This is a genomic window from Terriglobus sp. 2YAB30_2 (assembly GCF_052114765.1).
Classification (GTDB): Bacteria; Acidobacteriota; Terriglobia; order Terriglobales; family Acidobacteriaceae; genus Terriglobus.
Genome location: NZ_JBFRFJ010000002.1, coordinates 121,994 through 148,301 on the forward strand (window position 1 = coordinate 121,994; position 26,308 = coordinate 148,301).

A 26,308-nucleotide genomic window follows, 5' to 3' on the forward strand; every position below is an offset into this window, starting at 1 on the left:
ACCACAGAACAATGAAGCAAACCCTCATGGCAATGGTGCTGGCTGCAGCAGCAGCGGCTGCTCCGGCCGCGCAGTTGTCCTCGGATGCCAAGTCCGCAATTCCGCGCGACGTGCAGCAGATTATTACCGTGGACTATCGCGCGATGCAGAACTCCTCGGCTGCCATGGCGCTCAAGGATAGAGTTCTCCCTCCAGAGCTGAAACGGCTGGAATCGGCGCTGAAGAGCTCCGGCCTGAAGGTTGACCAGGACGCCGACAATCTGGCTTTCGTGGCCTATCGGACAGGTGAGGGCAGTTCGACCAACATTATCGGTATCGCCCAGGGCCAGTTCCGCACCCGGGATATTCTGGCCTATTTCACCAAGAACAAGATCAAGCCCACCATGCTGCGCAATAACGCAATCTATCCCATGGGAGCCCAGGGCATGAGCGTTGTCTGGCTGAACCAGACGACGATGGTCTTCGGTGATAAAAATGCCGTGCGCACATCCATGGAGGCGCGCGATGGCAATATTCCTAACTTCCTGAATGGTGAGCTTGCCTCTGAGATGGCGAATGTCGATGACAAGGCGGTTTGGAGCCTTCTGGATCAGAAGGGAACCCAGACGATGATGAAGAGCGTCATGGGCGATGCCTCGCAACTGGCTGACTACGACACCGTACGCAACCGCATGAAGAGCTCGCGTTACACCATGGACTTCTCCAACGGTGTGAAGTTCGATATGTCGGTGGTGACCTCCGACACGGTAACGGCCGCGACGATTGCTTCCCTGATGAAGGCTGTTTCTATGTACAAGCAGGGCTCTGGCTCGACCGATGAGAAGCAGGCGCTCGATCACACGACGATTAGCTCCAGCAGCGGAACCATCACGGTTGCTTACGCCTCCTCGGACAGCCAGTTCGCAAGCCTGTTGTCCTCGTCCCTGTTCCAGCAGGTCGTACGATAAGCCGGAAAGACATGCAATAAAAAGGGCAGCCTGAGGCTGCCCTTTTTATTGCATGTCGGACTAGTTCCCGCGCGGAACTGTGATGTCGCGCTTCACCTGACGCCCGGCGGCGATCTCGACCGGAGGATTCACAGGACGGGCAACGGGATCGCGGGGTTCTACCGGCTTCTGCACCGCGGCGGCTTTACGCATGCCGGAGATGTTTTTAACCGCAGCCAGCATTCCGGAACGCTTATGCAGCGGCTTCACCATCCTGGTCTCTCCTACGGCTGCGGTGCGAACGACCTCAGGACCTTTCTGTTCTCCCCGGAGCCGCTTGACCGCGGAGTGGGTGAGGAAGTGTGCGGGCGCCTTCTCGACATAGCGCATCAGGTCGAGAACCGTGACCACCGTATCAACGGGAGCATCGAGGTTCTTCTTACGGTCGCAGCGATGAAGCAGGTTGGCGACGGCATCGCGGACCTTTGTCTCGGTCATGTGCAGATCATCGCGCAGCCGATCCTCGAGCCGGGAACGAACGTCGTCGTGGTAATAGGGTGTTAGAAAACGATAGGTGTGCGAAGCCACCTTGCGGCTGATAGAGGCTTTGGCCGCCAGCTCGCAGAAGTCGTTGATCGTCTGCGAGCCACGGGAAGAGAGGCGGTTCTCTTTCGCCATCTTGCGGACTCCCCGGCCCAGCCTGCGAAGAATCCAGTAGGCGATGAGCAGAATGACGAGGCCTGCAGCAACAGGAGCAAAGGCCACCGTCATATTTACGACAGAGTCGTTATGGGACTGTGCGCCCTGGTTGAAGTTGTCGAATGCGGAGTTGGCCCAGGTCTGCAGGCCGCCGACGTTGAAGATATAGGCCGTAAACAGAATTGCCATGCCGGCAACCAGAAGGGTTCCGGGATGGCTGAGAATGCCGCGCTGACGCGTCAAAGTAGGGTCATTGACCCTGCGATTGGGTGAACTCATGGCAGATAAATCCCCTGATGGGAAAAGTAATGAGAGAAGTACCCATCGAGGATAGGCCGCAGGGAAGCCCGAAGTAAATGACAAAAAGGTGGGACAGATGTGTCTGGTTCGGTACTTACGCGCAACCCTTGCCGCGGCACTTGCTCATAATGTTCGCAATCAGACGTTCGCGGGTGTCGGTGGATAGTTCGTACACGTCGGTATCGCGATAGATCTCGATCGTCTGGCGAGTCGTATTGACGACTACCTCGCAGTGGCTGCACTCGCACATGTGTTGTCGAACTTCAGCTTCCAGCTCTTTGGCGATGGTGCCATCAAAGTAGTCGGTCATTTTGGCCAGAAACTCTGTGCAGGTCACGGCTTAACTCCTTCTGGCTGTTTCAGATAGCGGCTTAGACGCTCGCGTAACTGCAGCCGCGCACGCAGAAGCCGGCTTTTTACTGCCGGAACGCTGAGTCCCAGGGCTTCAGCCGTCTCTTCCGTCGAAAGATTTTCGATATCGCGCAACGTAAACACTGTTCTAAAACCGGGCGGCAGGCCCTGAATCGTCTTGCGCAAGATATCTCCTAATTCGGACTGCCCGTAAATCTGCTCAGGGTTTGGGCTCCAGTCGGCAAAGTCGCGGGGAATTGCGCCTTCTTCCGTCTGGACATCTTCGTCCATGGAAACTGTCCTGCTGGTCTTCCGCTTGCGGAGCCGCATCAGGCTCTCATTCACCGCGATACGAACCAGCCAGGTGGAAAACTTCGAATTTCCCTGGAACTGGTCGAGCTTTTCGTAGGCTTTGAGGAAGACGTCCTGCACAATGTCTTCCGCGTCCTCGCGGTTCTGGGTAATGTGCTGCGCTACCCGGAAGATCTGCCGGTCGTACTGCCGGACCAACTGCTCAAAAGCTGCCGTATCTCCTTTCCGAGCGCGCGCAACCAGCGCAACGTCCGGATGTTCTTCCACTGCTGGGGATTGGATGGTCGGGGTCGGCATTCCGGTGCAAGCTTTCTAAAAAACAGTGAGTAGCCGGGCGTTTGTTCCGTCCGGGCAAATATCTGGTAGACCCATACTAAACCAACGGGCCGGTGGACCTGTCCTACAGAAAAGGGTATCGCCGAAGATGCGGAAAATTGCTCTAAGAGGAAATTCCGCACCGCGACGCATCATACTCTGCAAAGAAGACGATGAAGTTCCGCCGTATAGCTGCTTTTCTGCCGTTCTGTTTCCTGCTGCTGCTCTCTGGGACGGTCTATGCCCAGACGAAGAAAGCAGCAACGAAGAAGCCTGCCCCAAAGGCGCCTGCCAAAGCCGGCGCCGGTAAGGGGACAAAGGGGGCTGCCTCCGGAAAGTCGACCTCGAGGGGACGGAAGAAGAAGGTCATCAGCTCCCCTCCAACCGCGCGATCGCGCAAGCTGACCAGCGCATTCGTAGCGTCGTCACAGCTGCGCCCGATGGCGCAGCAACTGACGGCAACACGGTCGCCCTCGGCCTATGCCGGCGTATTGGCATATGCGAACAGCCACAATGGAGAGGCCTCTGCGGCGGCATGGCTGGCGATGGGCCATGCCTACATGCTGGATAAGCGTTTTTCTGACGCCTACAACGCCTTCCGCCAGGCAGCGCAGCGTGGAGAGGCCCTGGATGACTACGCAGACTATCTTGGTGCGCAGGCGGCCCTCCAGGGAGGGCGGGGAACCGATGCTTACGCTCTACTGGAGAAGTTTGCCCAGCGTCATCCGGAATCAATCTTTGTGCCGAATGCTCCGGTCATACTGGCGAATGGATATCTGCAGCAGAACGATCCGCAGGGAGCTTTGCGTGTGCTGAGTCCGTTGACCGGAACCGCGCAAGCCTCGCATGCGGACTTCCGTTTCGCCCAGGCGAAGGCCTGGCAGCTCGCAGGGAATACCAATCAGGCCGCGGCGATGTATCGCAGTATCTACACGCTGCTTCCTCTCAGTTATGAGGCCACGCAGGCTCGAGTCCAGTTGCAGGCGATGGGAACTCCGTTGACGGCAACCGAGCACAAAGTGCATGCCGACCAGTTGTACAACGCCAAGCGATATTCCGAAGCCGCGGACGAGTACCACAGCATTCAGCACGATGCGACGCTGAGCCCAGGCGACCGTGATGCTTTGGATATCTATGCGGCGGTCTGTGATCTGAAGCTGAAGCGGCTTTCAAAGCGCGAGGCAGAGAGCCTGCCGCAGACAGACGATGATTCGGCTGCATTGAAACTGTACCTTCTTGCAGAACTGGCGCGGAGCTCTGATGACCGTGGGCAGCATGGCAGTCTGGTGACGCAGCTGACCCAGCGTTATCCGCGCAGCCGCTGGACGGAAGAGTCGCTCTATTCCGCAGGGAACATGTACCTGCTCAAACATGAGTACGGGACAGCGGCGGGTTACTACAGCCAGCTTGTCAGTATGTTTCCTCGCAGCACCTATGGTCCTTCGTCTCACTGGCGCGCCGGCTGGTTGAGCTATCGCACACGGAACTACTCTGAGGCTGCTCGCTTGATGGATGAGCAGATTCAGCGCTATCCGACGGGGATCGAGACGCCGTCAGCGCTCTACTGGCGAGGCCGCATCTACGAAGAGCAGGAACATAACCTTTCCCAGGCGGCAAATTACTACCGGACGCTTTCTGACAGCTTCCCGAACTACTACTACGCCCTTCTGGCGCGCCAGCGGCTGGACATCCTCGGGAAACAACCGGCCGTAACTCCTGCGGCCCCCCTGGCTTCAGTGCGTGCGCCAGATGTGCCGGAGCTGATCGATACACTACCGGAGAACGACACCCATCTCATCAAGGCCCGTCTGCTGGCCAATGCCGGATTGAACGAGTACATCGCACCGGAGATTCAGGCAAGCCCGACCAGCTCAACGTGGGGAACGTTGGCGCAGGCGGAGATCTATACCTCCTACGGCGAGTATGTGCGTGCGCTGCAGGCGATGAAGCGGAGCGGCGCCTCTTATTTCGCGTACAGCGTCGACGATGTTCCGCAAATGTACTGGAAGCTGCTGTTCCCGACGCCGTACTGGAACGAGCTGACGTCGAACGCTTCACGTAATAGCCTTGACCCATATCTGGTTGCGTCGCTGATCCGTCAGGAGTCGGAGTTCAATCCTGGCGCGGTATCGCGTGCGAACGCATATGGCCTGATGCAGATGCTTCCGTCCGTCGGCAAATCGCTGGCGAAGAGAGACGGCATTGGCAGGTTCTCGACCAATGATCTGTTGCAGCCCGCGACCAGCCTGCGGCTTGGCACGATCTATCTGCGGCAGACGATCGATCGTTTCGGTGGACAGGTGGAGTACGCGTTGGCGGCTTATAACGCCGGCGATACTCCGGTGCGTCAGTGGATGTCGACCAACGACTATCGCGATATGGCGGAGTTTGTGGAATCGATCCCGTATACCGAGACGCGTGAATACGTGCAAGCCATCCTGCGCAACCGTGAGATGTATCGGGCGGTTTACGGCTCTGGTCAACGAACGAGTTCTGTGAGTGCCGCGAAGTAAGGCGCTTAGCTTTTACGAAGACGATCTCTCCGTGAAGAGGCCCATCCTGGCTTGGTCTCCTGACGGCCGCGTGCGATGGCAAGAGCGTCTTCCGGTACGTCCTGTGTGATGACAGACCCGGCTGCGATCAAGGAACCGTTGCCAAGAACGACGGGGGCGACCAGCGCGGAGTCCGAGCCGACAAAGACGTTATCCCCAATCGTGGTCTGGTGTTTATTGACACCATCGTAGTTGCAGGTAATGACTCCTGCACCTATGTTGGTTCCGCTTCCGATGACGGCGTCGCCAAGGTATGTGAGATGGTTGGCTTTGGAGCCTTTGCCGAGGCGCACCTTCTTGGTCTCGACAAAGTTGCCCACGTGCGCGCTCTCGCCGATATAGCTCTCAGGGCGCAGGTGAGCGTAGGGGCCCAGGATGGCTCCGTCGGCAACGTGGGCGTGGTCGAGGATGCAGCCGTTGCGAATGGTCACGCCTTCGCCTATCGTCGAGTCCTGAATGACAGAGTAGGAGCGTATCCTGCAGTCACCACCGACAGCGGTCTTGCCGAGCAGTTGCACGAACGGTTCGATCACTGTGTCCGCGGCTATCTTAACGTCGGCATCGACGATACAGGTCTCCGGACGGAAGATCGTGACTCCCTGGGCCATCAATCGACGAGCCGTGTCCAGGCGCATCGCGGCGTCCAGATGCATGATCTCGGCGATGGTATTGGCCCCAAGCACCTCATCGACCCCGCCGTTCGCTTCGATAGCAACAACCTTCTCCCCGGCTTTTACAAGAAGCATGGCGACGTCCGTAAGGTAGAGCTCGCCTTGAGCGTTATTCGCCGTGAGAGAACCAAGCTGCTCAAAGAGAGAGGCTGTACGGAAGGCATAGATGCCCGAGTTGATCTCACGCATGGAGCGCTGCTGCGGTTTGAGATCTTTCTGCTCAACAATCGCGACGACCTCTGAGGACTCCGGCGATTTGCGGAAGATACGGCCATAGCCCGTAGGGTCGGAAGGGATAGCCGTAAGAATAGTCATCGAGGCGCCTTCGCGGAGATGGAAGTCGCGAATAGCGGCGATGGTCTCCGGGCGGATGAGCGGGACATCGCCGGAGAGCACCAGAAGATGGTCAGGTGGTGTGATGGCGGAAGCTGTAAAGAATGCCTTCACCTCCTGCAGCGCATGGCCGGTGCCGCGCTGTTCGGCCTGCACTACAAAGTGCGTCGCTTCCGTGGCGACTGCGTCCTTCACGCGATCTGCTTCGTGGCCGACGATGACGTAGATGTCACCAGCCTGGACAACCTGCTTCGCGGCGGCGATGACATGCAGCAGCAGGGGTTTGCCGCCGATCTCATGCAGGACCTTGGGGCGTTTGGACTTGAGGCGCGTGCCTTTGCCTGCGGCCATGATGGCGACCGCGAATGTCGGAGAGCTCATGGGGGAATAGTACCGGGTCTGGTAGATGCTAGAAACCCCGCCTGCATCAGTCAGGCGGGGCTTCTATGGGGTTCGGGTGTGTCCTAGTTGCTCATTCCGGCCGGAGGAGGCGGGATGGTGATATCGACATCCGTCACCGGTCCCAGATCCTTGAGCGAGGCACCGAGGTCACCGCCATTGCCAACCACAACGATCGCCAGCTTCGACGTGTCGATGTACTTTGCAGCGACACGTGAGACATCGGCCGCAGTCACTTTTTCAATGCCTGCCTTGTACTTCTCCAGAAAATCTGCCGGATACCCATAGAAGGCCAGCATCACCTGCTCGCTGAGTACCTTCGCGCGCGAGTCGTAGCGGAAGATAAACGAGTTGAGCAGTTGCTCTCTGGCGTTACGCAGTTCCGTTTCCGTCGGTGGAACGGATTTGAGCCGGTTGATCTCCTCCAGCATCGCCTTTGTTGCGGCAACCGTGCTAGCGCTCTTGGTGCCTGCCTGCACGCGGAAGATACCCGGATGGTCATAGGTCGCGCCATAACCGCCGCCGACCGCGTAGGCCAGCCCCAGTTTTGTACGGACGGACTGAGTCAAACGTGATCCGAACCCTCCGGAGAAGATCTCATTCATGACGCTCAGTGCATAGAGATCGGGGTTATTCCGCATGGTCCCCAGACCGGCGATGGAGATGTTGGACTGGTTGACGTCGTCTTTGTTGATGAAGTAAACGCCCGGTTTCGGGCCAGGGAAGTCTGTCTTAAGAGACTTGAACTGTTCTCCCTTGGGAAGCTTCTCGAAGGTGTCGCGCAGCTTCTTCTCCATCGCGGCGGAATCGAAGTCGCCGATGACGGAGACAAGCAGATTGCTGCCGACCACCGTCTTATCGTGCCACTGTTTGATGTCGTCGACAGTGACGCCGAGGACCGTGGAGAACTCGGGCTGACGGGCGTAGGGGCTGGCAGCGCCATAGACAACCTTACCGACCTCGCGGGCAAGAATGCCGCCGGCATCGTCGTTGCGGCGAGCAATACCCGTAGCCATCTGCTGCTGTGCGAGCTCGAGCTTCTCCGGCTTGAAGGATGGGTGCAGGAGGAGGTCGACTGCCTGGGGAAAGACCGTATCGAAGTCCGTCTTCAGGCTGCTCCATGTGAGTGCCGTGGAATCAATGTCGGCGCTGGTCTCGATCTTGGCAGCTTTAGCTTCGAGTGCATCATCCATGACGTCGCCGTCCATGGCTGCGGTGCCGCTGGTACGCCATACATCACCGTACATATCGAGCATGCCGGCTTTGTTTGCCGGTTCTTCGCGTGAGCCGCCGCGGACGTTGATGGTGCCGTCGATGAAGGGCAGCTCATGATCTTCCTGCAGGAAGATCACAACACCGTTCTTCAGGTCGATTCGCTTGGGCTGGACCGGTTTGAACTCATGCAGCGGAGGCGTCGGAATCTTCGTCCATGGTTCGGTCGTTTGTGCACGTAATGAGGGAATAAACAGAGCAGAGGCAAGGGCGAGGCAGACAAGGTTCTTTTTCACTGGGCACCTCCCTTGGAAACCACTGCAGGTGTGGGGCGGGCAAACTCGATGGTTGTGCTGGTACGGTTTGACTCCACGAAGAGCTGGTTGGCAACACGGCGGATATCGGCTTTGCTCACTTTGTCGTAGGCCTCGAGCTGGCGGAAGAGCTCACGCCAGTCACCGTAACGTGTCTGGTAGTCGGCGAGCTGTTGCGCCAGTCCCTGGTTGCTTGCCAGGCCGCGCAGCAGGTCGGCACGGGCACGTGTCTTGAACATGGCGAGTTCAGCATCCGAGACATCCTCGTTCTTCAGGCGATCAAGTTCCTTGTGAATCGCATCGCGGAGCTGGGCTGGAGTTTTTCCCGGCACTGGAACCGCATAGACAGCGAAGAGCCCAGGATATTTCTCGCCTGGGAAGCCGCTGAACCCCGCGGCCGCGGCTGCGATCTTTTGATCGCGTACCAACGAACGATAGAGGCGGGCAGTACGGCCGTTGGAGAACAGGTCGGTGATGGCGTCATACACGGCATCGTCCTTGTCCCGGTAATCGGGGCGGTGATAGCCCTCGAGATAGAACGGCTGCGTGGCCTCCCGAATGGTTACGGTGCGCTCTGCGAACTGCTTTGGTTCTATGGTGGTCATCTCCGGCGGCTTGGGACCGGAGGGGATACGGCCGAAGTACTTTTCAAGTACCGGCATGGTCTCGGCCGCCTTCACATCGCCGACGACGGCTACAACGATGTTTGCAGGGACGTAGTACTTCTTATGGAAGTTCTCAGCTTCGGTAGCCGTTACCTGGCTGATCTCGCTCTCCCAGCCGACGCCGCTGCGGCCATAGGGATGGGCCGTGTACGCGGCGGCAAGGAACTGCTCCACCATGCGTCCGATGGGGGCAGAATCGATGCGCATGCGCCGCTCTTCCTGAACGACATCGCGTTCCTTGTAGAACTCACGCAGGACAGGTTCAGCAATCCGGCTGCTCTCAAGATAGGCCCAAAGCTCAAGCCGGTTGGAGGGCATCGACCAGAAGTAGTCAGTCTTGTCTTCCGAGGTGGAAGCGTTCAGACCGACGGCGCCGCTCTTCTCCGCGATCTCAGAAAACTGGTTCGGAATGACGTACTGCTGCGCGTCCTTGACCGCTGCATCGAAGGCCGCTTTGAGCTGAGAGAGTTTGGCGGCATCCTGTCCGACCAGCTTGCGCTGTTCCAGGTTATAGGCGGTATACGCCTGCTCAACCTTTTCGAGAACAGCCTTTTCAGCGGTGTAATTGGTCGTGCCGATCTCGTTGGTGCCCTTGAAGGCCATGTGCTCGAACATGTGAGCCAGGCCGGAGGCGCCGTCGGGATCGTTGGCCGAACCAGCATCCACCAGCGTATAGAAGCTGAAAACCGGGGCCTCAGGACGCTCACAGACGATCAAGGTCAGCCCATTGGGGAGCACTTTGACCGTGGTGCGCTTCTCAAAACTGGCCAGGTCCTGCGCCGGGGCAAAGCCCGCCAGAAGAACAGCGGCCACAAGCGCGGCCTTCATGCGATGAAACATGGAACCTCCAACAACTCTCGATATTGCAACGATAGAGCATTTTCCCTGTGGGTGTCGTGTAGGGCTTATCGCATCTATTGGCGTTTTCCGCAATGAAAACGCCACCGCACAATCCTTCCGGGATACCCAGTAACAGGGAAATGCTCTATTAGATATGAGCGTGGGACGGACAGCGGGATACGAAAGTTAGTTGCTGCGGGAAGGGGATTTCCGCAGGGATTTTTTGGCCGTGGCGGATGCCTGCTTCTTAGGTGCGGATTTCACTGCCTTCTTTGCCGGCCTTCCCGCGGAGGGCTTCGCGCCCAAAGCAGCCGACTTCTTGGCAGAGGCTTTGACGGCACTCTTCTTTGATGGGGCGCTTTTGGCAGAAACCGTAGTCGTTGTTGGCCGGGTTGTGATGGAGGGGTGTGCCGGCTCGATCGGGAGGATCGCCGGCGGCTTGGCATCGCGTCTCAGCTCCGCCTCGGCAGTAATGGAAGGAGCGGCGATATAGGCAAGAAATTGTTGCCGGGTCCATTCATTGCGTGCGGGAGCAGGGCCGTTGCGGTGGCACTCGGCTGCGGCCGTCTTCCAGTCGCCGGTGACGACGGCATGCAGCAACCTGGGATAACCCTGTAGCAGGTCAGTCATTCCGAGGTTGTACGCCATATCGAGCAGGGCCACCTTGGCAGATGCGGGGAGCGCGTCCCAGATGGGAATCTCTTTTCTCAGATCCTGGTCGAGATGGGTGACAGCGGCACGGAGCTGGACATCGATCTCCACCGCGGTAAGAAGCACGGACATAGGGCTGCGGTAAAAACCGGCAGCTTTCCCCTTCACCATGGAAGAGACCCGGCGGAAGTCAACGATGATCTCCTGGTTATGGGCCGGGCGGCCGTCAAATTGAAAGGGCAGGGCGGTCGCACTTTGCGTCGTTGGCAGCATCAGACCTGCGCCAACCGTGACTTTGCCCACGGTGTCCAGATACATCCATGGGATAGCGTTTTCAAATCTCTTCAGCTGGGCGAGCGACTCTTCCAAATAACGCGACACGCCGACAGCGTACCACGCCCTGCCACTTTAGTTATCGGCAGGTAACGTTCATTGGCCTGGAAGTGTTATTGCCTTTCCGGTCTGCAACGGCGAGAATCAATGCGATCCCTATGGTGGTGAAAATTCAGGCGTTTCTGCGCTCGTGTGCGGTGGTCTGCATGCTGGCATGTACTCTTTTATCGGCTGCCATGGCACAGCAAGCGCGCCGGGCGTTGCCATCCGTCACCACGTCGCTGCCCGCAGGAGCAGTTGTTCTGGATGCCGCTCCAGCCTCCTCGCCGTTGCAACACATCTCCATTGCGCTGCAGATAGACGACAGCCGGCAGAATGCGTTGGCACAGTATTTGACGGACCTTACGACCAAAGGTTCCACGAACTACCATCATTGGCTGACTCCGCAGGAGTTTGCCGCTCGTTTCGGCGCGACCGACGCGGAGATAGGTGCGGCGACTGCCTGGCTTGAAGCTCAAGGGATACACGTCACCGCAGCCAATGCAGCGCATACGTTATTACAGGCAGCATCGACAGTGGCCATCGCCCAGCAGACCTTCAGCGCAGACCTTCACCAGATCGAGATTGGCGGCAGCCTGCATGTGGTGGAACGAGGAAATCTCTCGCTGCCTGGGGACGCTCCGCAGAGCATCAGGGCGGTAACGGGACTGGACGATCTGGACGATTCTCCGCTGCCTGTCGCGGAAGCGTCAGTCGACGCGAATTCCTCCGCTGTGCTTGTCTTAAACAGTCTTTCCGCGGGGCAGGCAGACTGGGATCTCCTGGTGCAGCAGGCGAATGCTCAAGGCATCACGGTGCTTGGGAACTCTTCAGGTGATTATGCAGGGATGACAGTCGTTGTTCCGGCTGCGCTGAGCGATGTCATGATGGGTACGGAAACCAGGCCCTCCTGGCAGGTTGCAGAAGGTCTGCCAGCCAATGGACTTCGTGCTGTTCCGGATTTCATCTCTATGGCGGATTTCGGCGCGACGGTAAATGAGTTGATCGCTCGGAGTGGCGGAAGGCTTGGGAACATCAATGCCACCCTCTACCAACTGGCGGCGATTCCAGGCGTCTACACGCAACCGGCCGGTATCGCCACGGGGACGTGGACGGCGCTGACCGGGCTGGGCACCGTTAACCCGGAAGAGATCCTCAAGCGGTGGCCTCTGGGGACATCGACGTCAAATACGTCGATCACCTCGAGCAACTTCGCTCCAACACATGGCCAGAGCTTCACCCTGACTGCAACGGTGACCTCGGCGAGTGGAGGTGCGACTCCGACCGGGACGGTAACCTTCTCCAGTTCTGCAACTGGAACACCTGGAACCGCCTCGCTGGACTCATCCGGTAAGGCAACGTACAGCACCAAGCAACTCGCCGGCGGCAGCTATAGCTTCAATGCTGCTTATGCGGGAGACGGGACTTATGCATCCTCTAACACTCCGGCTCCGGCAACGATTTCCATTCAGCCGGAGTCGGCCAGCGTTTCGGCGATTTTGAATGGAACCGCGACCTATGGCGCCAATGCCAGCATCGTGGTGTCGGTGACGGGTACTTCGGGAGTGGACAATCCCACGGGTACAGTCAGCGCTCAGGGGCAGGGAACGACCGACACCAAGGCCTACCCGGCTACGCTGGCGGCCGCAGGAAGCGGAACAACGAAGTCGACCGCAACAATCACATATCCCGTAAGTGAGAAGAATACCTTTACGGTGCTGATCTCATGCACCAGCGGTGACAGCAACTTTACCTGCCCCACGCCTTACACCCTCTCCATTACTCCGGGAGCCACCAGAACTACCAGCGTGACCACGTTGAGTTCGTCGCCGAATCCTCCAGTCACGGGGGCGGCGACGACCTTTACCGCTACGGTTGCTTCCGGCAGCAGTTCCGTCACGACTGTTCCGACGGGGTCGGTCGATTTCAAAGACAACGGGACGATCATTGGATCGGGCACGTTGTCGAGTGGAAGCGCAACCTTTGCCACGACGCTGGCAGCTGGCAGCGTGCACGTCATAACGGCGGTCTATTCCGGAGATACGGTCTATAACACCAGCACCTCCGGATCGCTGTCGACCTCGGCCGGAAGCACCTCCAGCACGGTTGCTCTGACATCGAATCCGAGTCCACCGGTCGCGGGCAAATCCGTAACCTTTACGGCGACGGTAACCTCCACCACCAGCGGCCAGAGTGTTGGCCGGGTTCATCCACAAGCCGCCGCCACACCTACAGGAACGGTCGACTTCCGCGACAATGGAACGTCGATGGGAACCAGTACCGTCACGAGTGGTGCGGCGACCTACACCACGACGCTGACTGCAGGCACGGCGCATAGCATTACTGCGGTCTACTCCGGTAATGGAACCTATGCGGCTTCCACGTCTTCTGCGATCAGCGTGCAGGCGGCAACAGGAACAACGGCAACGACTACATCACTTGTTGCCTCCAGCTATGCCGTGAATGGCGGTGTGAACATCACCTTTACGTCGACGGTCAAATCATCGACGAGTTCCACCAGCACGCCGACGGGAACAGTCACACTGACGTCTTCGAAAGATGGAGTCATTGGATCCGGCACGATCGGCACCGATGGAACCGTCAATATCTCGAACTCATCGTTGACGATTGGCCGGCACGACATTACTGCCACTTATAGCGGAGATTCGACCTTCGCGACGTCCAGTAGCAGCTCAATCGCCGTCACCATTTCGCCTTCCAGCGGAACGCTGTCGGCATCGGTCTCTCCGTCGCCAGGTGCGTATGGGAATAACGCTACCATTACGGTGACGGTAGCGGTTACGACGGGGGCTGCCAACGGAACGGTTCAGGCTGTAGTGAACGGGCAAACCTACACCGGGACAGTGACCTCGGGAACGGGAAACCTCACGATTACGATTCCTCCTCCAGGGAAGTATTCGATCGTGATCTCATGCCCGTCGGTTAATACCTTCGTGTGTACGAACTCTCCTCTTACATTGTCGTATACGGCGACTAAGGGAAATACCACCACGACGGTTACGTCGAGCAGCAGCTCAGCGAATGCCGGCGATTCCGTTACCCTGACGGCCACCGTTGCGAATGCGGGTAATGCGACGGGAACGTATGTCTATACAGGCACCGTAACCTTCCTGGATGGGACGAAGACCGTCGGTACAGCTCCGCTTGTTGCTGGTTCAGCCACGGCAACAGTGACATTGACTGGCGCTGGAACACATTCCATTACCGCGGTGTATTCCGGAGATACGAACTGGAATGGCAGCACATCAACCGCGATTGGTGTCGTGACGTCCAAGGTAGCCTCCACCCTGGTGCTGTCGGCCAGCAGCACTACGGCTGTAAACGGAACGAACATCGTATTTACGGCAACTGCCAGTGGCGGTTCGACCACACTATCTCCGCCAACGGGCACCGTAACCTTCTATGACACGGTCGGTTCCACCGTGGTGACGCTGGGGACAGCTACGCTGACGGCGAACGGAACCACGCAGTCGGTGGCGAGCGTGTCGAGCACCGGTCTTCTGCCTGGCGCGCACAGCCTTTATGCGATCTACGCCGGTGATACCAACTACAAGAGTGCAACGTCCAACACTCTGGCAGTCACAATCAGCGACTTTACCGTTACCCTGAATCCGACATCCCTGAACATTACGCAGGGCAAGTCGGCGCAGGTTGCTGCAACGGTGACAAGCTCGGGCGGATTCGCCGGGACGATTACGTTGGGCTGCACGCCTCCGGCTGCGGCGCAGATGACATGCGCCTTCTCTCCGACATCGCTTGGCAGCAGCGGCACCAGCACCCTCACAATTAAGACGAATGCGAATACTGCCTCTTTGGAGAGGCATGACATTCCATGGCATCTTCCCGTTGGTGGAACGGTTGTTGCGGCGATCATGTGGTTCATGGTGCCAACGCGCCGTCGCATCAGTCTGCTGATTGCGATTCTTGCAGTTCTGGTCACGATGACGGCAGGAGGTTGCGCTTCTGGAGTCGTGCAGAACGGCACCGATAGTAGCAGTGGCGGATCTGCCAACAACGGCACTCCATTCGGAACGCAGTTGTTGACCATCACTGTCTCGGGGACCGATGGCGGAAGCCCGGTTCGTCACAACTACAGCTATCAGGTAACCGTGCAGTAGAGTAAGCGATTTCGTCGTCTCCCCGAAACCTTTCCAGAAAGTTCTCGTCTGTACGTGCGACCCCCGTTGTTCCCGGTTGCACATACGGTGCGTTCTTGCTGTGTTTGTCGTGGCCGTAAAAGGGGGTATTGGACCTTTGTATGCGACGACTTCGTATCTTCCCCGTACGTGCTTTGGCTCTCTCCATCGCAATGCTGGTCGTGCTGCAAGCATCGACCTTGTTTGCCGTACAACCATCCCGCCGTATTACTTCGATTGACGACGCGCAGCGCACCCCGATGTCAGGTAATGTGTCGCCGCGGGTTCGTGGTGCGTCTGACCTTGGCGAACTGCCGGGAAGTCAGCAGTTGGAGCAACTCACACTTCGTTTCAGCATGAGCGCCGCGCAGGAGGCTGCGCTAACGCAGTTGCTGCAGGATCAGCAGAACCCGAGCTCTTCTCGTTATCACCAGTGGCTCACCCCGGAAGAGTATGGGGCACAGTTCGGCATGGCACAGGCTGACCTGGACCAGGCAACGGCATGGCTTACCAGCAAAGGTCTGACTGTGACGGAGGTTGCGCGAAGCAAAAACTTTATTACCTTCAGCGGCCCCGTCTCGGCTGTCGAGAAGGCCTTCCAGACTTCGATTCATTCTGTCCAGTCGGGGAGCGAAACAAACTTTGCGAATATCTCTGAGCCGGTTCTTCCGGCCAGCTTACAGACAGTTGTCACGGGGATTACCGGGCTTAATAATTTCAAGCTGAAGCCGCATGTGCGTCCTCACTTCACCTCAGATAAGTCAGGAAGTCACTTTCTTGCGCCGGGAGATCTTTACACGATCTATGACATGAAGTCACTGGTTTCCGGCGGCACGACCGGATCAGGTGTAACGATTGCAGTGATGGGGCAGACAGAGATCAGCCTGTCGCAGGTGGCGACCTTTCGCAGTGTCTCAGGGCTTTCTACCAATGCGCCTACTCTGAAGCTCTATGGCACGACGCCCGGAACGGTGAATACCGACCTCGCTGAAGCAATGCTGGATGTAGAGTGGTCTGGTGCGGCGGCCCCGTCAGCCTCGATCCTTTATGTCTATTCCAAGGATGTTGTGGACACGTCGCTGACCCAGGCGATCAGCAACAATCTGGCGCCCATCATCACCATCAGCTATGGTCTTTGCGAGTCTGGATGGGGGCAGAGCAGTCTGACGACCTATAACGCACTCTTCCGCCAGGCAAATGCACAAGGTCAGACCATTGTGGGGCCGACCGGCGATTCCGGCGCCACTGACTGCGACTACAGCAGCAGCACAACCACAGTGACATCGGCACAGTATGGACTAGCCGTCGATTTCCCCGCATCTTCGCCTTACGTCACGGCTCTTGGTGGAACCATGTTCAATGAGGGCAGCACCACTGGAGCTACGACGTATTGGAGCGGGTCAAATGGCTCGAATCAGGGGTCAGCGCTTAGCTACATTCCGGAGGCGGCATGGAACGAAACCACTTCCGGGAGCGAATTGGCCGGTGGTGGTGGTGGAAAGAGCGACTACTTCGCTAAGCCGGCCTGGCAGACAGGCACTGGTGTGCCTACGGATTATGTCCGTGATGTTCCCGATATCGCTTTCAACGCGGCATCTGGTCACGACGGATATCTCATCTGCACGGGCACATACTGCACGAACGGCTATCGCGCTTCCGATGACACTCTGGCAGTTGTGGGCGGCACTTCTGTCTCCACACCAATCTTTGCGGGAGTCCTGGCTCTGGTTGAGCAGAAGACCGGCTCGCGCATCGGCAATGCCAATCCGACAATCTATGCGCTCGCGAACAGCACGTACTATAGCTCGGTCTTCCACGACGTGACCGTGGGCGACAACAAACAACCCTGCACGAGTGGAACCACCGATTGCCCCTCAGGTACAACCAGCATCGGTTACAGCGCGACTACGGGATATGACCTGGCAACGGGATGGGGTTCACTGGATGTCGCCAACTTTGTCAACGACTGGACAGCGGTAACGGCGCTCTCCTCAGGTGGCTCGGCGATCTCGACGACGACTGTTACGGCGTCGCCGACCAATGTGACAGCGGGCAACTCGGTTTCTATCACTGTAACTGTGGCATCGGGTACATCAGGTGTAACGACGACTCCGACCGGAACGGTGCAGTTACTGGTGGATGGAACGGCAACAGGCTCCACGTTCACCTTGAGCTCCGGCACGGCAACCGGAACTATCTCCACAACGTCCTTGTCTTCGGGCAATCACACGATTACAGCGTCCTATTCGGGGGATACGACCTACGGAAGTTCTCTGGGAGCGGCGACCATCGATGTAGTGGCGGCCAGCACCGCTGACTTCACGCTGTCACCTTCGACCGCGACAGCCACAGTAAGCTCTGGAGGCACGGCCTCGCCGATTACATTCACCGTCGCCTCGGTGAATGGTTTTGCAGGATCGATCAGCTTCAGCGCATCCAGCAGCACAAGCCTTGCAGCGCAATATATCTTCTCAGTCTCGCCGGTCACGCTGGCGAGTGGAGGTACGGCAACAACTGCTTTGACGCTGTATGCGTATCAGTCGAGCGCCAAGGTTGGCAGCGGCATGACACAACTGGCAACTCAGCAGGCGGCGCTACGTCGAGGGGAGAAGGCGGCTGCCGGCGGAGCTGTTGTTCTGGCGGGCTTGCTGTGCATGCTGCTGCCGCGCAGGCGGCGGCTCCCGATTCTCCTATTGATAGGCTTCAGTGCAGTCCTGATGACCGGGCTCTCCGGCTGCGGTGGCGGTTCTTCCAGCTCAAGCAGCAGTGTGACCAAAACCTCAACCGGTACCTACACCATTACCGTGACGGCTACCAGCAGCTCAACCAGTTCCACCGCCACATCCCACACGTCGACGGTGACATTTGTTGTGAATTAGCAACGTTGCGTATCACGAGGGGTGGCTTCGGTCACCCCTCGTCTTTTAATGTCTCAAAAACGATCACTTGTAAGTGAGATGGGAATTTGACATCGTGACCGGGCCGCCTGAGAATCATGGCATCTTTAGAATCCCCCACGGTGCATGCCTGTACTGTACCTGGCCATAAAGGCTCTTATGTTGAAGCTCCCCCGTTTTGCAGTAGCTATTCTGGCCCTTGTTTCCGTTTCTGTCTCGGCTCAACTCACGAATCAAGCTAAACCTCTGGTGACCCAGCCGGTGAACGATAACCACCGCGTTGAATTGCGTGGCATGGTGCATCCACTGGTCCGTGTCGCTAACGATCAAGGGTCGCTGGCTGATGACCTGGCGTTGAATCGCATTCTGATGACACTGCGGCGCAGTGACGACCAGGAGACTGCACTGAAGCAGTTGGTCGATGAGCAGCAGGACAAGAACTCTCCGAACTTTCACAAGTGGCTTACGCCGGAGGAGTTCGGGGCCAGGTTCGGTCCTTCCGATACCGACATCGCGACGTTGACGAGCTGGCTGACGGCACACGGGTTCAACAATGTTTCGGTGAATAAAGGTCGAACGACCGTGGAGTTCTCCGGTTCCGCCGGAGCCATGCGACAGGCCTTTGGCGTCTCGATGCACCGGTTCTCGTACCTCGGAAAATCCCGTACAGCGAACGTCACCGATCCGTTGATCCCGGCTGCGCTTGCTCCTTTGGTCTCTGGATTCAGCTCACTGAACAATTTTCCGCGGAAAACRTTCGCCGAAAAGTACGGTATCTACCGGCGCGATTCGCAGACAGGAAAGCTGCAACAGGTTGGTGGTACACCTCAATACGTGATTTCGTCGAATGGCGCCAACTATCTCGGCGTAACGCCTTACGACTTTGCAACGCTCTACAACCTGAATCCTCTCTGGAGCGCGTCGGTGAATGGGGCCGGGCAAACGATTGCGATCGTCGGCGAATCGGATCTGAATCCACAGGATTTCGTAAACTTCCGCAACTTGTTCGGTCTGCCGCTCGGGAATACGTCTGGATCGACGGGGACTCAGTATCTCAACATCATCTATAACGGACCCAATCCTGGCACCCAGGACGACGAGATCGAAGGCAACATCGATGTGCAATGGTCAGGAGCCGCGGCGCCTAATGCGACGATCGACTATGTCTCATCCATGGGGACTGAGACGACTGCAGGTATCGATCTGTCAGCGGAGTACATTATCGACAACAACCTGGCTCCCATCGTTAGTGAGAGCTGGGGCGTTTGCGAGTTTGCAGCCGGTACCAGTGGAAACAGCTTTTATCGTGCGCTATGGCAGCAGGCGGCGGCACAGGGAATTACAGTTTTGGTCGCTGCCGGCGATTCCGGCTCAGGAACCTGCGATCAGAACAAGAGCTATGCGAGCTATGGTCTGACCGTTAATGCCATCGCATCCACGCCGTACAACACCGCGATCGGCGGGACTGATTTTCAGACGCTCTACGGCGATAACGGCAAATTCGGCAGCAGCAACAACTCGACGACAAAGGCTTCCGTTTCGGCCTACATTCCGGAGACGACTTGGAACAACACCTGCACGAACGAACAGCTCTCGCTTTCAACCACGTATGCGGGACTCTCTCCGGAAGCCGTCTGCAATAATTCGACAGCACAATCCAAAGGACTGCTGACTACCACTGGTGGTGGTGGTGGACGAAGCAACTGTATCTCTGCCACGGGGTCGACGCTCGCGACATGTCAGGGCGGATACCCTAAGCCATCTTGGCAGACGGGAACTGGTGTGCCCGCAGACAATGTCCGCGATATCCCGGATGTGTCTCTATTCGCGTCGAATGGTTTCTCGAGAGCCTTCTACATCGTTTGCCAGGCAGATCAGCTCACGGATGGTAAGGGATGCAATATCTCCTCGCCTTATAACGATCTGATCGGCGTGGGAGGTACGTCCGTCGGCTCTCCTGCGATGGCGGGCATTATGGCTCTGGTTGCGCAGAAAAATGGTGGCGGTCGTCTCGGCAATGCCAACTACAACCTGTATGCGCTGTTCAACAAACAGACAACTGCGGGTACGGCATGCAGCGCGAGTGGAACTCCCAATGCGGCTTGCACCTTCAATGACATTATCGCTGGCACGAATAGCGTTCCATGCGTAAAGGGATCGCCAAACTGCACGGTCAACAACAGTGCAAATAGCTATGGAATACTCTCTGGTTTCAGTTCGAATGTGGGCTATGACCTGACGACTGGCTTGGGATCGGTGAACGCCGCCAACCTAGCGAATAACTGGTCTTCTGTGAGCTATAACTCGACCAGCACGACGCTATCGTTATCTCCATCTCCGACCAACATTACGCATGGAACACCTGTGACTGCCAATGTAACCGTTACCTCGGGCACTGGTACACCAACGGGTGATGTCACGATCAACGCCGCCACAACGAATGGCTCTGTGGGGGGCGGCACGCTGAGCGGAGGAAGCTATTCCGGAACCTTCAATAACTTCCCGGGCAGTAGCGGCACTACCTATCAGGTAAGGGCGCATTACGGTGGCGACGCAACTCACGCTGCGTCTGACTCCAATGCTGTCACGATAACTGTCTCTTCGGAGAACAGCAAGACGACATTACAGACACTGTTCTATAACCCGGCCAACGGGACCGTGGGAACGGCATCGAGCGTCTTCTACGGACAGTATCTGGCACTGATCAAGTTCGCGGTAGCAGGGGCAAGTTGCTCGTCGACGACTCCTTGCGATGGCGTGCCGACTGGGACGGTCGCTGTAAAAAACAATGGCGCCGCTTACGGTTCCGGGAACTATGGTCTCAATAGCGAAGGCGTTGCGGAGATTCAGACGGTTGACCTTCTCCCCGCTACGTATAGCTTCAGTGGAACGTATAGCGGTGATGCTAGCTTCAACGCCAGCACGTCAGGGACAAGTGGTTTTACTGTTACGAAGGCGCCAACAACTACCACCTTTACTTCCTCAGCAACAACACTGGCTTCAGGGCAGTCTGCGACGCTGACCGTCAATGTACCGACGCAGAGTTACGGCAGCATCCTGCAGACTGGAACGATCAGCATTCTGAATGGCAGCACGGTGCTTGCTACGGCCCCTGTTAAGGGGGCTTCATCCTCCACGACGGGCCTTAACTCGGCGACAGCGACATATACGCTGAATGCCAGTCAACTAAACGCAGGATCGAATTCGATCACGGTGCAATATTCCGGTGACGGAAACTATCTGGGCTCCACGTCAGCAGCTACCACGATCACGCTCGCAACCGGAGGGACGTCCAGCTTCAGCCTGAGTGCATCGCCGGCTGGTCTCACTGTGTCGCGCGGCAGCTCGGGTACTTCAACTATCTCTGTAGCCGCGGTGAATGGATTCAGTTCTTCCGTCGGCTTGTCGTGGAGCATCTCCGGCTCACCGACGGGCGCTGGCTGCACGCTCTCGCCGTCTTCCGTAACGCCAGGAACGACGTCGACACTGACGATTACCACCGTTCGCGGCTCCTCACAGACCGGTGTCTTTTCCCAGTGGCGGCCAGTCGCGTTCAGCGGCGTAACTATTGCCGGGCTGATCCTGGTTATGATTCCGCGCCGCCGGCGCTTTGCTCCGCTACTTGGGGTGTTACTGTTGCTTGGAGTAGCCGGAGTTATCAGCGGTTGCGGTGGCGGTAGTAGTGGCTCTTCGAGCACGCCTGGAACGCCGACTGGTAGCTACACCGTGACGGTGACAGGAACCAGCGGATCGATCACGCAAACGACCTCTGTTTCACTGACCGTGAACTAAGTCTTCTTTGTCTGACGGGTCCGTCTTTTTGCAGGCTGAGGTGCGGTTGCCTCAGCCTGCGACATTTGAGGCGCGACACCTTGTGATGCGACACCTTGAGGTGCAACACCTTCGATCTGTTGCATCAGATATGCCTGGGCATCGAATGGCTTGTCTGTTCGCGCTGGACGTACGTAATGCCCATCCGGGGTGAGCAGTCTCGCTTTCGCCTCATCGCGCAGATAGCTGCCGAGGAGGTCTTCCCGTAAGCGAAGCAATAACTGCTGGTCGTAGATGGGGAAGACGACTTCGCAGCGGTCGTAGAGATTGCGGGGCATCCAGTCCGCGCTGCCGCAGTACGCCTCATCCGCGCCGTCGTTCAGGAACCAGAAGATGCGGCTATGTTCGAGGAAGCGGCCCACGATCGAACGCACGCGGATATGATCGCTGAGGCCCGGTACACCTGGTCGTAGAGCGCACATGCCGCGGATAATCAGGTCGATCTCCACTCCTGCTTGGCTGGCGCGATACATGGCTTCGATCAGGCGCCGATCGATAAGGCCGTTCATCTTGGCAATCAGATGTGCCGGTTTGCCTGCTTTAGCGTGCTGGATCTCGCGGTCGATCAGCTTTTCAAGATCGTCAACGAGTGTGAGTGGCGCCACCATCAGAGGGCGATAGAGCTCGCCTTCCGCTTCGGCGGTCAGATAATTGAAGACCGTATGGACCGCATGCGTGATCTCGGGATTCGCGGTCAGCAGGCTGATATCGGTATAGAAGCGGGCGGTGACCGGGTTGTAATTGCCGGTGCCCAGATGGGCATAGCGGCGCATCACACCGTCTGGATCACGGCGAATCATCAGGGCAAGCTTGCAGTGAGTCTTCAAGCCGAAGATGCCGTGGAAGACCTGTACGCCGGCGTCCTCCAGAGTGCGAGCCCAGCGGATATTGGAGGCCTCGTCAAACCGGGCCATTAGCTCTACGACAACGGTAACGTCTTTTTGCTGCGACGCATCGACCAGTGCCGCAAACATCGGTGAGTCCGCACTGGTGCGATAGAGCGTCTGTTTCATGCTCACGACGGCAGGATCGGCTGCGGCAGCTTCAATGAACTCCTCGACGACGCTATAGCTATCGAAAGGATGATGCAGCATGATGTCTCGCGTGCGCAGCTCATCCCACAGATCGGTTGATTTCCGGTCGAGCCGGTACTCGCGGCCATGGAAAGGCGGATACTTCAACGAATCCTTGTCGACACCCGAGTAGAGATTCATCAAGCGGGAGAGATTTACCGGCCCTTCGGTTTTGAAGACCTGCCATTCATCCAGTTCGAAGTTGGCACGCAGGCGTTCGACGATGTCGGGGTCTGCACCTTCGCTCACTTCCAGACGAACGGCATCGCCTTTGCGGCGATTATGCAGTTCGCTGCGGACGCTCTCCAGCAGAGAGCGCGTCTCTTCTTCCTGGAGATAAAGGTTCGAGTTACGGGTGACTCGAAATGCCGTCTTTGCGAGAACCTCATAGCCGCGGAAGAGGCGTTCAGCCTGCGCCTCGATCAGGTCATGAAGAAAGATGAACTCGGTGCATCCACTGGTGCACGGCAGCTTGACGAAGCGAGGCAACGACCGGGGAACCGTAATCACACCCAGAATCGGTGCAGCGGCAGCAGCTCCCTTGCGCTTACGCCGAAGAAGCAGCGCGATGCAGAGTGCTTTATTCAGGACTCGCGGGAAGGGATGCGCCGGGTCGATGGTGACCGGTGTCAGAAGAGGATCAACTTCATCGTTGTAGTACTGTTCTGCGTATTCGAGAGCCACCGCATCCAGTTCGCTCCACTCAAGAACCCGGACACCTGCGTTGAGCAAGGCAGGCAGGAGCTGGTCATTCCAGCAACGGTACTGGTCGCAGACAAAGGAATGCATCAGGCGATTGAGCTCTTCGAGGCGCTGCTGCTCGCTCATCCCGTCATCTGCTTCAGCCTGCGGGGTGACGTATCCATCTTCCAGACGCTGTAGTACGCCGGCGACTCGAATTTCGACAAACTCATCGAGATTGCTTGCCGTAATGGCGAGGAACTTGACACGCTCCAGCAATGGATTGCGCTCGTCCTGCGCTTCTTCCAGCACGCGCCAGTTAAAGCGAAGCCAGCTTTCGTCGCGATTGAAGAAACGGTGAGGTACTGGCGCCGGGTTCGTTCGACGTGGCATAGGAAGTATCAGCCTATCAGCAGCTTTGATACGGCGTGATAAATCTCAGGTGTCCCCGTATCCCATGGAGCATTTTTCCTGTAGGCGCTTTCCGCAATGAAAACGCCGCAGTACTCCTCTTTCGGGACACCCAGCAACAGGAAAAAGCTCTAGCTAACCAAAGATAAGAAACACTCATCTCTTTCTAGACAGGAGAGTTTCCTATGAATCGTACAACCCGTTTTCTGGCGGCGTGTCTCGTTGCCACATTACCTACCGCTTTCCTGGGTGCTCAGACTGCGAAACAGGACATGAAAGATGCCGGTCATGAGACGAAACAGGCTGCCAAGGACACTGGCAGCGGCATCAAGAAAGGAACCAAGAAGTCGGCTCATGTAGTTGGTGAGAAGACAGAAGAGGGCTGGGACGCCACCAAGCACGGCACCAAAAAGGCTTACCAGAAGACCAAATCAGGCACAAAGAAAGCCGTCAACAAAGTTGACGGCGATCCGAATACAAAATAGAGCATTTTCCCTGTTGCTGGGTATCCAGGAAGGGGTGTGCAGCGGCGTTTTCATTGCGGAAAACGCATAGAGGTGGAATGCCTGCACTACACCTACCAGGGAAAATGCTCCAGTCCGGTGGTCTAGCTGCCGTGCTCGCGGAACTCCACGATATTCCCGTCCGGATCGGTCGTGGAAAGCGCGTTTTTCGCACGCGTAAAGGGAACGCCACGCTTGGTCAGATCTGTCGCTGCTTCCTTGAGACTCTTTACCTGGAAAGCAACCCGCATGCGGGCTCCGATCTGATCGTCCTCAATCACGACGGTCTCGCCCGAGGTGCCTGGGATGGCGAAGCTGCCGGACTTGGTAAGCGGGAAGTGCAGCTTCTCGGAGTAGTACGCACGAGCGGCGGGAACATCCTTCATTGCCAGAGAGACACTGATGAGCTTCGGACCCACAGGACTTCCCAGATGCTTGCCGTGATCATTGGAGTGAAGCGAGCCAGGCATGTACTGGGTATATTCGATGTTCTGTTTTTCCGGGCCTTCCATAGTGAACAACAGATTGCCGGCGCCGGCTTTTTTGAGGTCATGCGGTTTCAGGTCCTCACGTTCGTACTGCTTATGCAGCGATTCGAGGTCGCTGCCATAGAAGCAGAGATGCAGGAAACCGATCTGCGGCTGTTTCTCTGTCTGTGGGTAGAGCTCGATGAACTGGTCGTCGTTGATCTTGATGAAGGAACGGTCCAGGACGCCCTTGTTGTCGAGGGTAAAGGCTTCAAGGAAACCGATCTTCTCATAGAAGGCGCGGGAGGCGGGAACATCTTTGACGCGTATGGCGACATGGGCCAAGCCGTCCATGGGGACCGATTGTGCAGATACGGCGGCTGTGACGCACAGCAGCAGGAAGAGCAGCAGCTTACGCATGAAGTTCCTTTGTGATTGGGAATGTTTGTTGCGCAGAGAGCCAGAGAAGGGACGCCCAATAAAGATCTGCACCGAGCAGGTGCAGCACCTGCATCCAGGTTGGCGCCAACAGCAGCAGGTCAGCAAAGCCAAGTGCAATCTGGAAGGCAAGCAGGCCGAGAACAAAGTTTGCCAGCGGCGACCCCCAGGAGCGTTTCAGCAGCCAGATGACAAATACAGTTGCCAGGAAGGCGCTGAGCGGATGCACGCTGCGCAGACGCAGCAACATGGGTGAGTTGCTGGCGAAGTCCTGGACGAAGGCTGCACGCAACGACGTTGCCGGGAAGAGGGTATCGCCGAGAGCTGCCAGTGATCCGCTTACACCGACGATGAGCGTGCTGAACAGGCCGATCGCGCTCAGCCAGAGATTCCGGCGAGAGATGGTAAAACGCCAGGGACGCTCAAGGAAGTACGCCGTCAGGGTATATGCGCCTAGCAGCAGCAGGGTATTCGACAGATGTATCGAAAGAAGAACGACTCGCCCGACAGAACGATTGCCTGTGACGTAACCGAGTTTCACCAGCAGGGCGCCAAGGATCGCTTCATTGAATAACAACACGGTTGCGACGGCAATGGCCCTACGTGCAGGCTGCAGACGTTCTGATGTTGCAAAGATCGCCAGCAGGAGTGCAAGAGTAAGGAAGACCGCGCCTCCCGACATCATGCGATGGGTAAACTCGATGATCGTGTCGATACGAGGGGCATGCGGAATGACCTCTCCATTACAGAGTGGCCARTGGTTCCCGCAGCCGGCGCCTGAGCCGGTGGCGCGCACAATCGCTCCCCAAAGCACAACGAGGATATTCCATGCCAGCGTGAGCCACGCAAGACGCTTCACATGCGTGGTAGTAAGCCGGGCTGACGCGAGATGAAGTGCGGTAGAGGCCACGGCTTTATTTTAGTACCGGGACGATGTG

The 26,308-nt window shown here is 57.5% G+C and carries 16 protein-coding genes; 6 read left to right on the forward strand and 10 right to left on the reverse strand.

Going from position 1 to position 26,308, the window contains the following annotated elements; translation table 11 throughout:
* Nucleotides 1–11 precede the first annotated feature (11 nt).
* The gene (locus AB4Y89_RS03215) at nucleotides 12–947 is read left to right on the forward strand and encodes a hypothetical protein (protein ID WP_442299455.1); all 936 of its coding nucleotides are present in this window, start codon (nucleotides 12–14) and stop codon (nucleotides 945–947) included.
* A 60-nt stretch (nucleotides 948–1,007) separates the two neighbouring features.
* Here the strand turns inward: AB4Y89_RS03215 and AB4Y89_RS03220 are convergent, their stop codons facing one another.
* The 3 genes from AB4Y89_RS03220 to AB4Y89_RS03230 form a co-directional block, all read right to left on the reverse strand.
* The gene (locus AB4Y89_RS03220; protein ID WP_442299456.1) at nucleotides 1,008–1,904 is read right to left on the reverse strand and encodes a hypothetical protein; all 897 of its coding nucleotides are present in this window, start codon (nucleotides 1,902–1,904) and stop codon (nucleotides 1,008–1,010) included.
* A 115-nt stretch (nucleotides 1,905–2,019) separates the two neighbouring features.
* Nucleotides 2,020–2,262 (reverse strand): anti-sigma factor family protein, encoded by a 243-nt coding sequence (locus tag AB4Y89_RS03225; protein ID WP_442299457.1) that lies wholly within the window; start codon nucleotides 2,260–2,262, stop codon nucleotides 2,020–2,022.
* Nucleotides 2,259–2,885, reverse strand: a complete 627-nt coding sequence (locus AB4Y89_RS03230; protein ID WP_442299458.1) for a sigma-70 family RNA polymerase sigma factor — start codon at nucleotides 2,883–2,885, stop codon at nucleotides 2,259–2,261. Before AB4Y89_RS03230 ends, AB4Y89_RS03225 begins: the two co-directional genes overlap by 4 nt.
* Nucleotides 2,886–3,076: 191 nt before the next feature.
* On the opposite strand from AB4Y89_RS03230, the gene AB4Y89_RS03235 reads away from it, so the two are divergent.
* Entirely contained in the window at nucleotides 3,077–5,416 is a 2,340-nt protein-coding gene (locus tag AB4Y89_RS03235; protein ID WP_442299459.1) for a transglycosylase SLT domain-containing protein, read from the forward strand.
* A gap of 5 nt (nucleotides 5,417–5,421) precedes the next feature.
* Here the strand turns inward: AB4Y89_RS03235 and glmU are convergent, their stop codons facing one another.
* The 4 genes from glmU to AB4Y89_RS03255 form a co-directional block, all read right to left on the reverse strand.
* Nucleotides 5,422–6,840 (reverse strand): bifunctional UDP-N-acetylglucosamine diphosphorylase/glucosamine-1-phosphate N-acetyltransferase GlmU, encoded by a 1,419-nt coding sequence (gene glmU / locus AB4Y89_RS03240; protein ID WP_442299460.1) that lies wholly within the window; start codon nucleotides 6,838–6,840, stop codon nucleotides 5,422–5,424.
* Nucleotides 6,841–6,923: 83 nt separating this feature from the next.
* Nucleotides 6,924–8,366, reverse strand: a complete 1,443-nt coding sequence (locus tag AB4Y89_RS03245; protein ID WP_442299461.1) for a M16 family metallopeptidase — start codon at nucleotides 8,364–8,366, stop codon at nucleotides 6,924–6,926.
* Complete coding sequence (locus AB4Y89_RS03250; protein ID WP_442299462.1) at nucleotides 8,363–9,889, reverse strand: M16 family metallopeptidase; 1,527 nt, start codon at nucleotides 9,887–9,889, stop codon at nucleotides 8,363–8,365. The genes AB4Y89_RS03245 and AB4Y89_RS03250 overlap by 4 nt, the downstream gene beginning before the upstream one ends.
* Nucleotides 9,890–10,075: 186 nt before the next feature.
* Nucleotides 10,076–10,921: a hypothetical protein gene (locus AB4Y89_RS03255; protein WP_442299463.1), complete on the reverse strand. Its 846-nt coding sequence runs from the start codon at nucleotides 10,919–10,921 to the stop codon at nucleotides 10,076–10,078.
* 110 nt (nucleotides 10,922–11,031) lie between these two features.
* Here AB4Y89_RS03255 and AB4Y89_RS03260 point away from each other — a divergent pair, with 110 nt between their 5' ends.
* The 3 genes from AB4Y89_RS03260 to AB4Y89_RS03270 all read left to right on the forward strand — a co-directional run bounded on the left by AB4Y89_RS03260 (nucleotide 11,032) and on the right by AB4Y89_RS03270 (nucleotide 21,758).
* Nucleotides 11,032–15,051 carry an Ig-like domain repeat protein gene (locus tag AB4Y89_RS03260; RefSeq protein WP_442299464.1) on the forward strand — a complete coding sequence of 1,340 codons (4,020 nt, stop codon included), beginning with the start codon at nucleotides 11,032–11,034 and terminating at the stop codon, nucleotides 15,049–15,051.
* A 140-nt stretch (nucleotides 15,052–15,191) separates the two neighbouring features.
* Nucleotides 15,192–17,948: a protease pro-enzyme activation domain-containing protein gene (locus AB4Y89_RS03265; RefSeq protein WP_442299465.1), complete on the forward strand. Its 2,757-nt coding sequence runs from the start codon at nucleotides 15,192–15,194 to the stop codon at nucleotides 17,946–17,948.
* 144 nt (nucleotides 17,949–18,092) lie between these two features.
* Nucleotides 18,093–21,758 carry an Ig-like domain repeat protein gene (locus AB4Y89_RS03270; protein ID WP_442299466.1) on the forward strand — a complete coding sequence of 1,222 codons (3,666 nt, stop codon included), beginning with the start codon at nucleotides 18,093–18,095 and terminating at the stop codon, nucleotides 21,756–21,758.
* Here the strand turns inward: AB4Y89_RS03270 and ppk1 are convergent.
* Nucleotides 21,755–23,944: a polyphosphate kinase 1 gene (gene ppk1, locus AB4Y89_RS03275; RefSeq protein ID WP_442299467.1), complete on the reverse strand. Its 2,190-nt coding sequence runs from the start codon at nucleotides 23,942–23,944 to the stop codon at nucleotides 21,755–21,757. The genes AB4Y89_RS03270 and ppk1 overlap by 4 nt on opposite strands.
* 203 nt (nucleotides 23,945–24,147) lie before the next feature.
* Between ppk1 and AB4Y89_RS03280 the strand changes: the two genes are divergently transcribed.
* Entirely contained in the window at nucleotides 24,148–24,447 is a 300-nt protein-coding gene (locus AB4Y89_RS03280) for a hypothetical protein (protein WP_442299468.1), read from the forward strand.
* 122 nt (nucleotides 24,448–24,569) lie between these two features.
* Here the strand turns inward: AB4Y89_RS03280 and AB4Y89_RS03285 are convergent, their stop codons facing one another.
* Together AB4Y89_RS03285 and AB4Y89_RS03290 are read right to left on the reverse strand one after the other, a co-directional pair.
* Nucleotides 24,570–25,352 carry a VOC family protein gene (locus AB4Y89_RS03285; protein ID WP_442299469.1) on the reverse strand — a complete coding sequence of 261 codons (783 nt, stop codon included), beginning with the start codon at nucleotides 25,350–25,352 and terminating at the stop codon, nucleotides 24,570–24,572.
* A complete protein-coding gene (locus tag AB4Y89_RS03290; protein ID WP_442299470.1) occupies nucleotides 25,345–26,280 on the reverse strand; it encodes a COX15/CtaA family protein in 936 nt (311 codons plus the stop codon). The genes AB4Y89_RS03285 and AB4Y89_RS03290 overlap by 8 nt, the downstream gene beginning before the upstream one ends.
* Between the last annotated feature and the right edge of the window lie 28 nt (nucleotides 26,281–26,308).

Bases quoted from the DNA above. Each gene is read 5' to 3' on its own strand.
- glmU (WP_442299460.1), bottom strand. From the start codon at position 6,840: ATGAGCTCTCCGACATTCGCGGTCGCCATCATGGCCGCAGGCAAAGGC.
- AB4Y89_RS03220 (WP_442299456.1), bottom strand. From the start codon at position 1,904: ATGAGTTCACCCAATCGCAGGGTCAATGACCCTACTTTGACGCGTCAG.
- AB4Y89_RS03235 (WP_442299459.1), top strand. From the start codon at position 3,077: ATGAAGTTCCGCCGTATAGCTGCTTTTCTGCCGTTCTGTTTCCTGCTG.
- AB4Y89_RS03215 (WP_442299455.1), top strand. From the start codon at position 12: ATGAAGCAAACCCTCATGGCAATGGTGCTGGCTGCAGCAGCAGCGGCT.
- AB4Y89_RS03280 (WP_442299468.1), top strand. From the start codon at position 24,148: ATGAATCGTACAACCCGTTTTCTGGCGGCGTGTCTCGTTGCCACATTA.
- ppk1 (WP_442299467.1), bottom strand. From the start codon at position 23,944: ATGCCACGTCGAACGAACCCGGCGCCAGTACCTCACCGTTTCTTCAAT.
- AB4Y89_RS03285 (WP_442299469.1), bottom strand. From the start codon at position 25,352: ATGCGTAAGCTGCTGCTCTTCCTGCTGCTGTGCGTCACAGCCGCCGTA.
- AB4Y89_RS03265 (WP_442299465.1), top strand. From the start codon at position 15,192: ATGCGACGACTTCGTATCTTCCCCGTACGTGCTTTGGCTCTCTCCATC.
- AB4Y89_RS03250 (WP_442299462.1), bottom strand. From the start codon at position 9,889: ATGTTTCATCGCATGAAGGCCGCGCTTGTGGCCGCTGTTCTTCTGGCG.
- AB4Y89_RS03260 (WP_442299464.1), top strand. From the start codon at position 11,032: ATGGTGGTGAAAATTCAGGCGTTTCTGCGCTCGTGTGCGGTGGTCTGC.
- AB4Y89_RS03230 (WP_442299458.1), bottom strand. From the start codon at position 2,885: ATGCCGACCCCGACCATCCAATCCCCAGCAGTGGAAGAACATCCGGAC.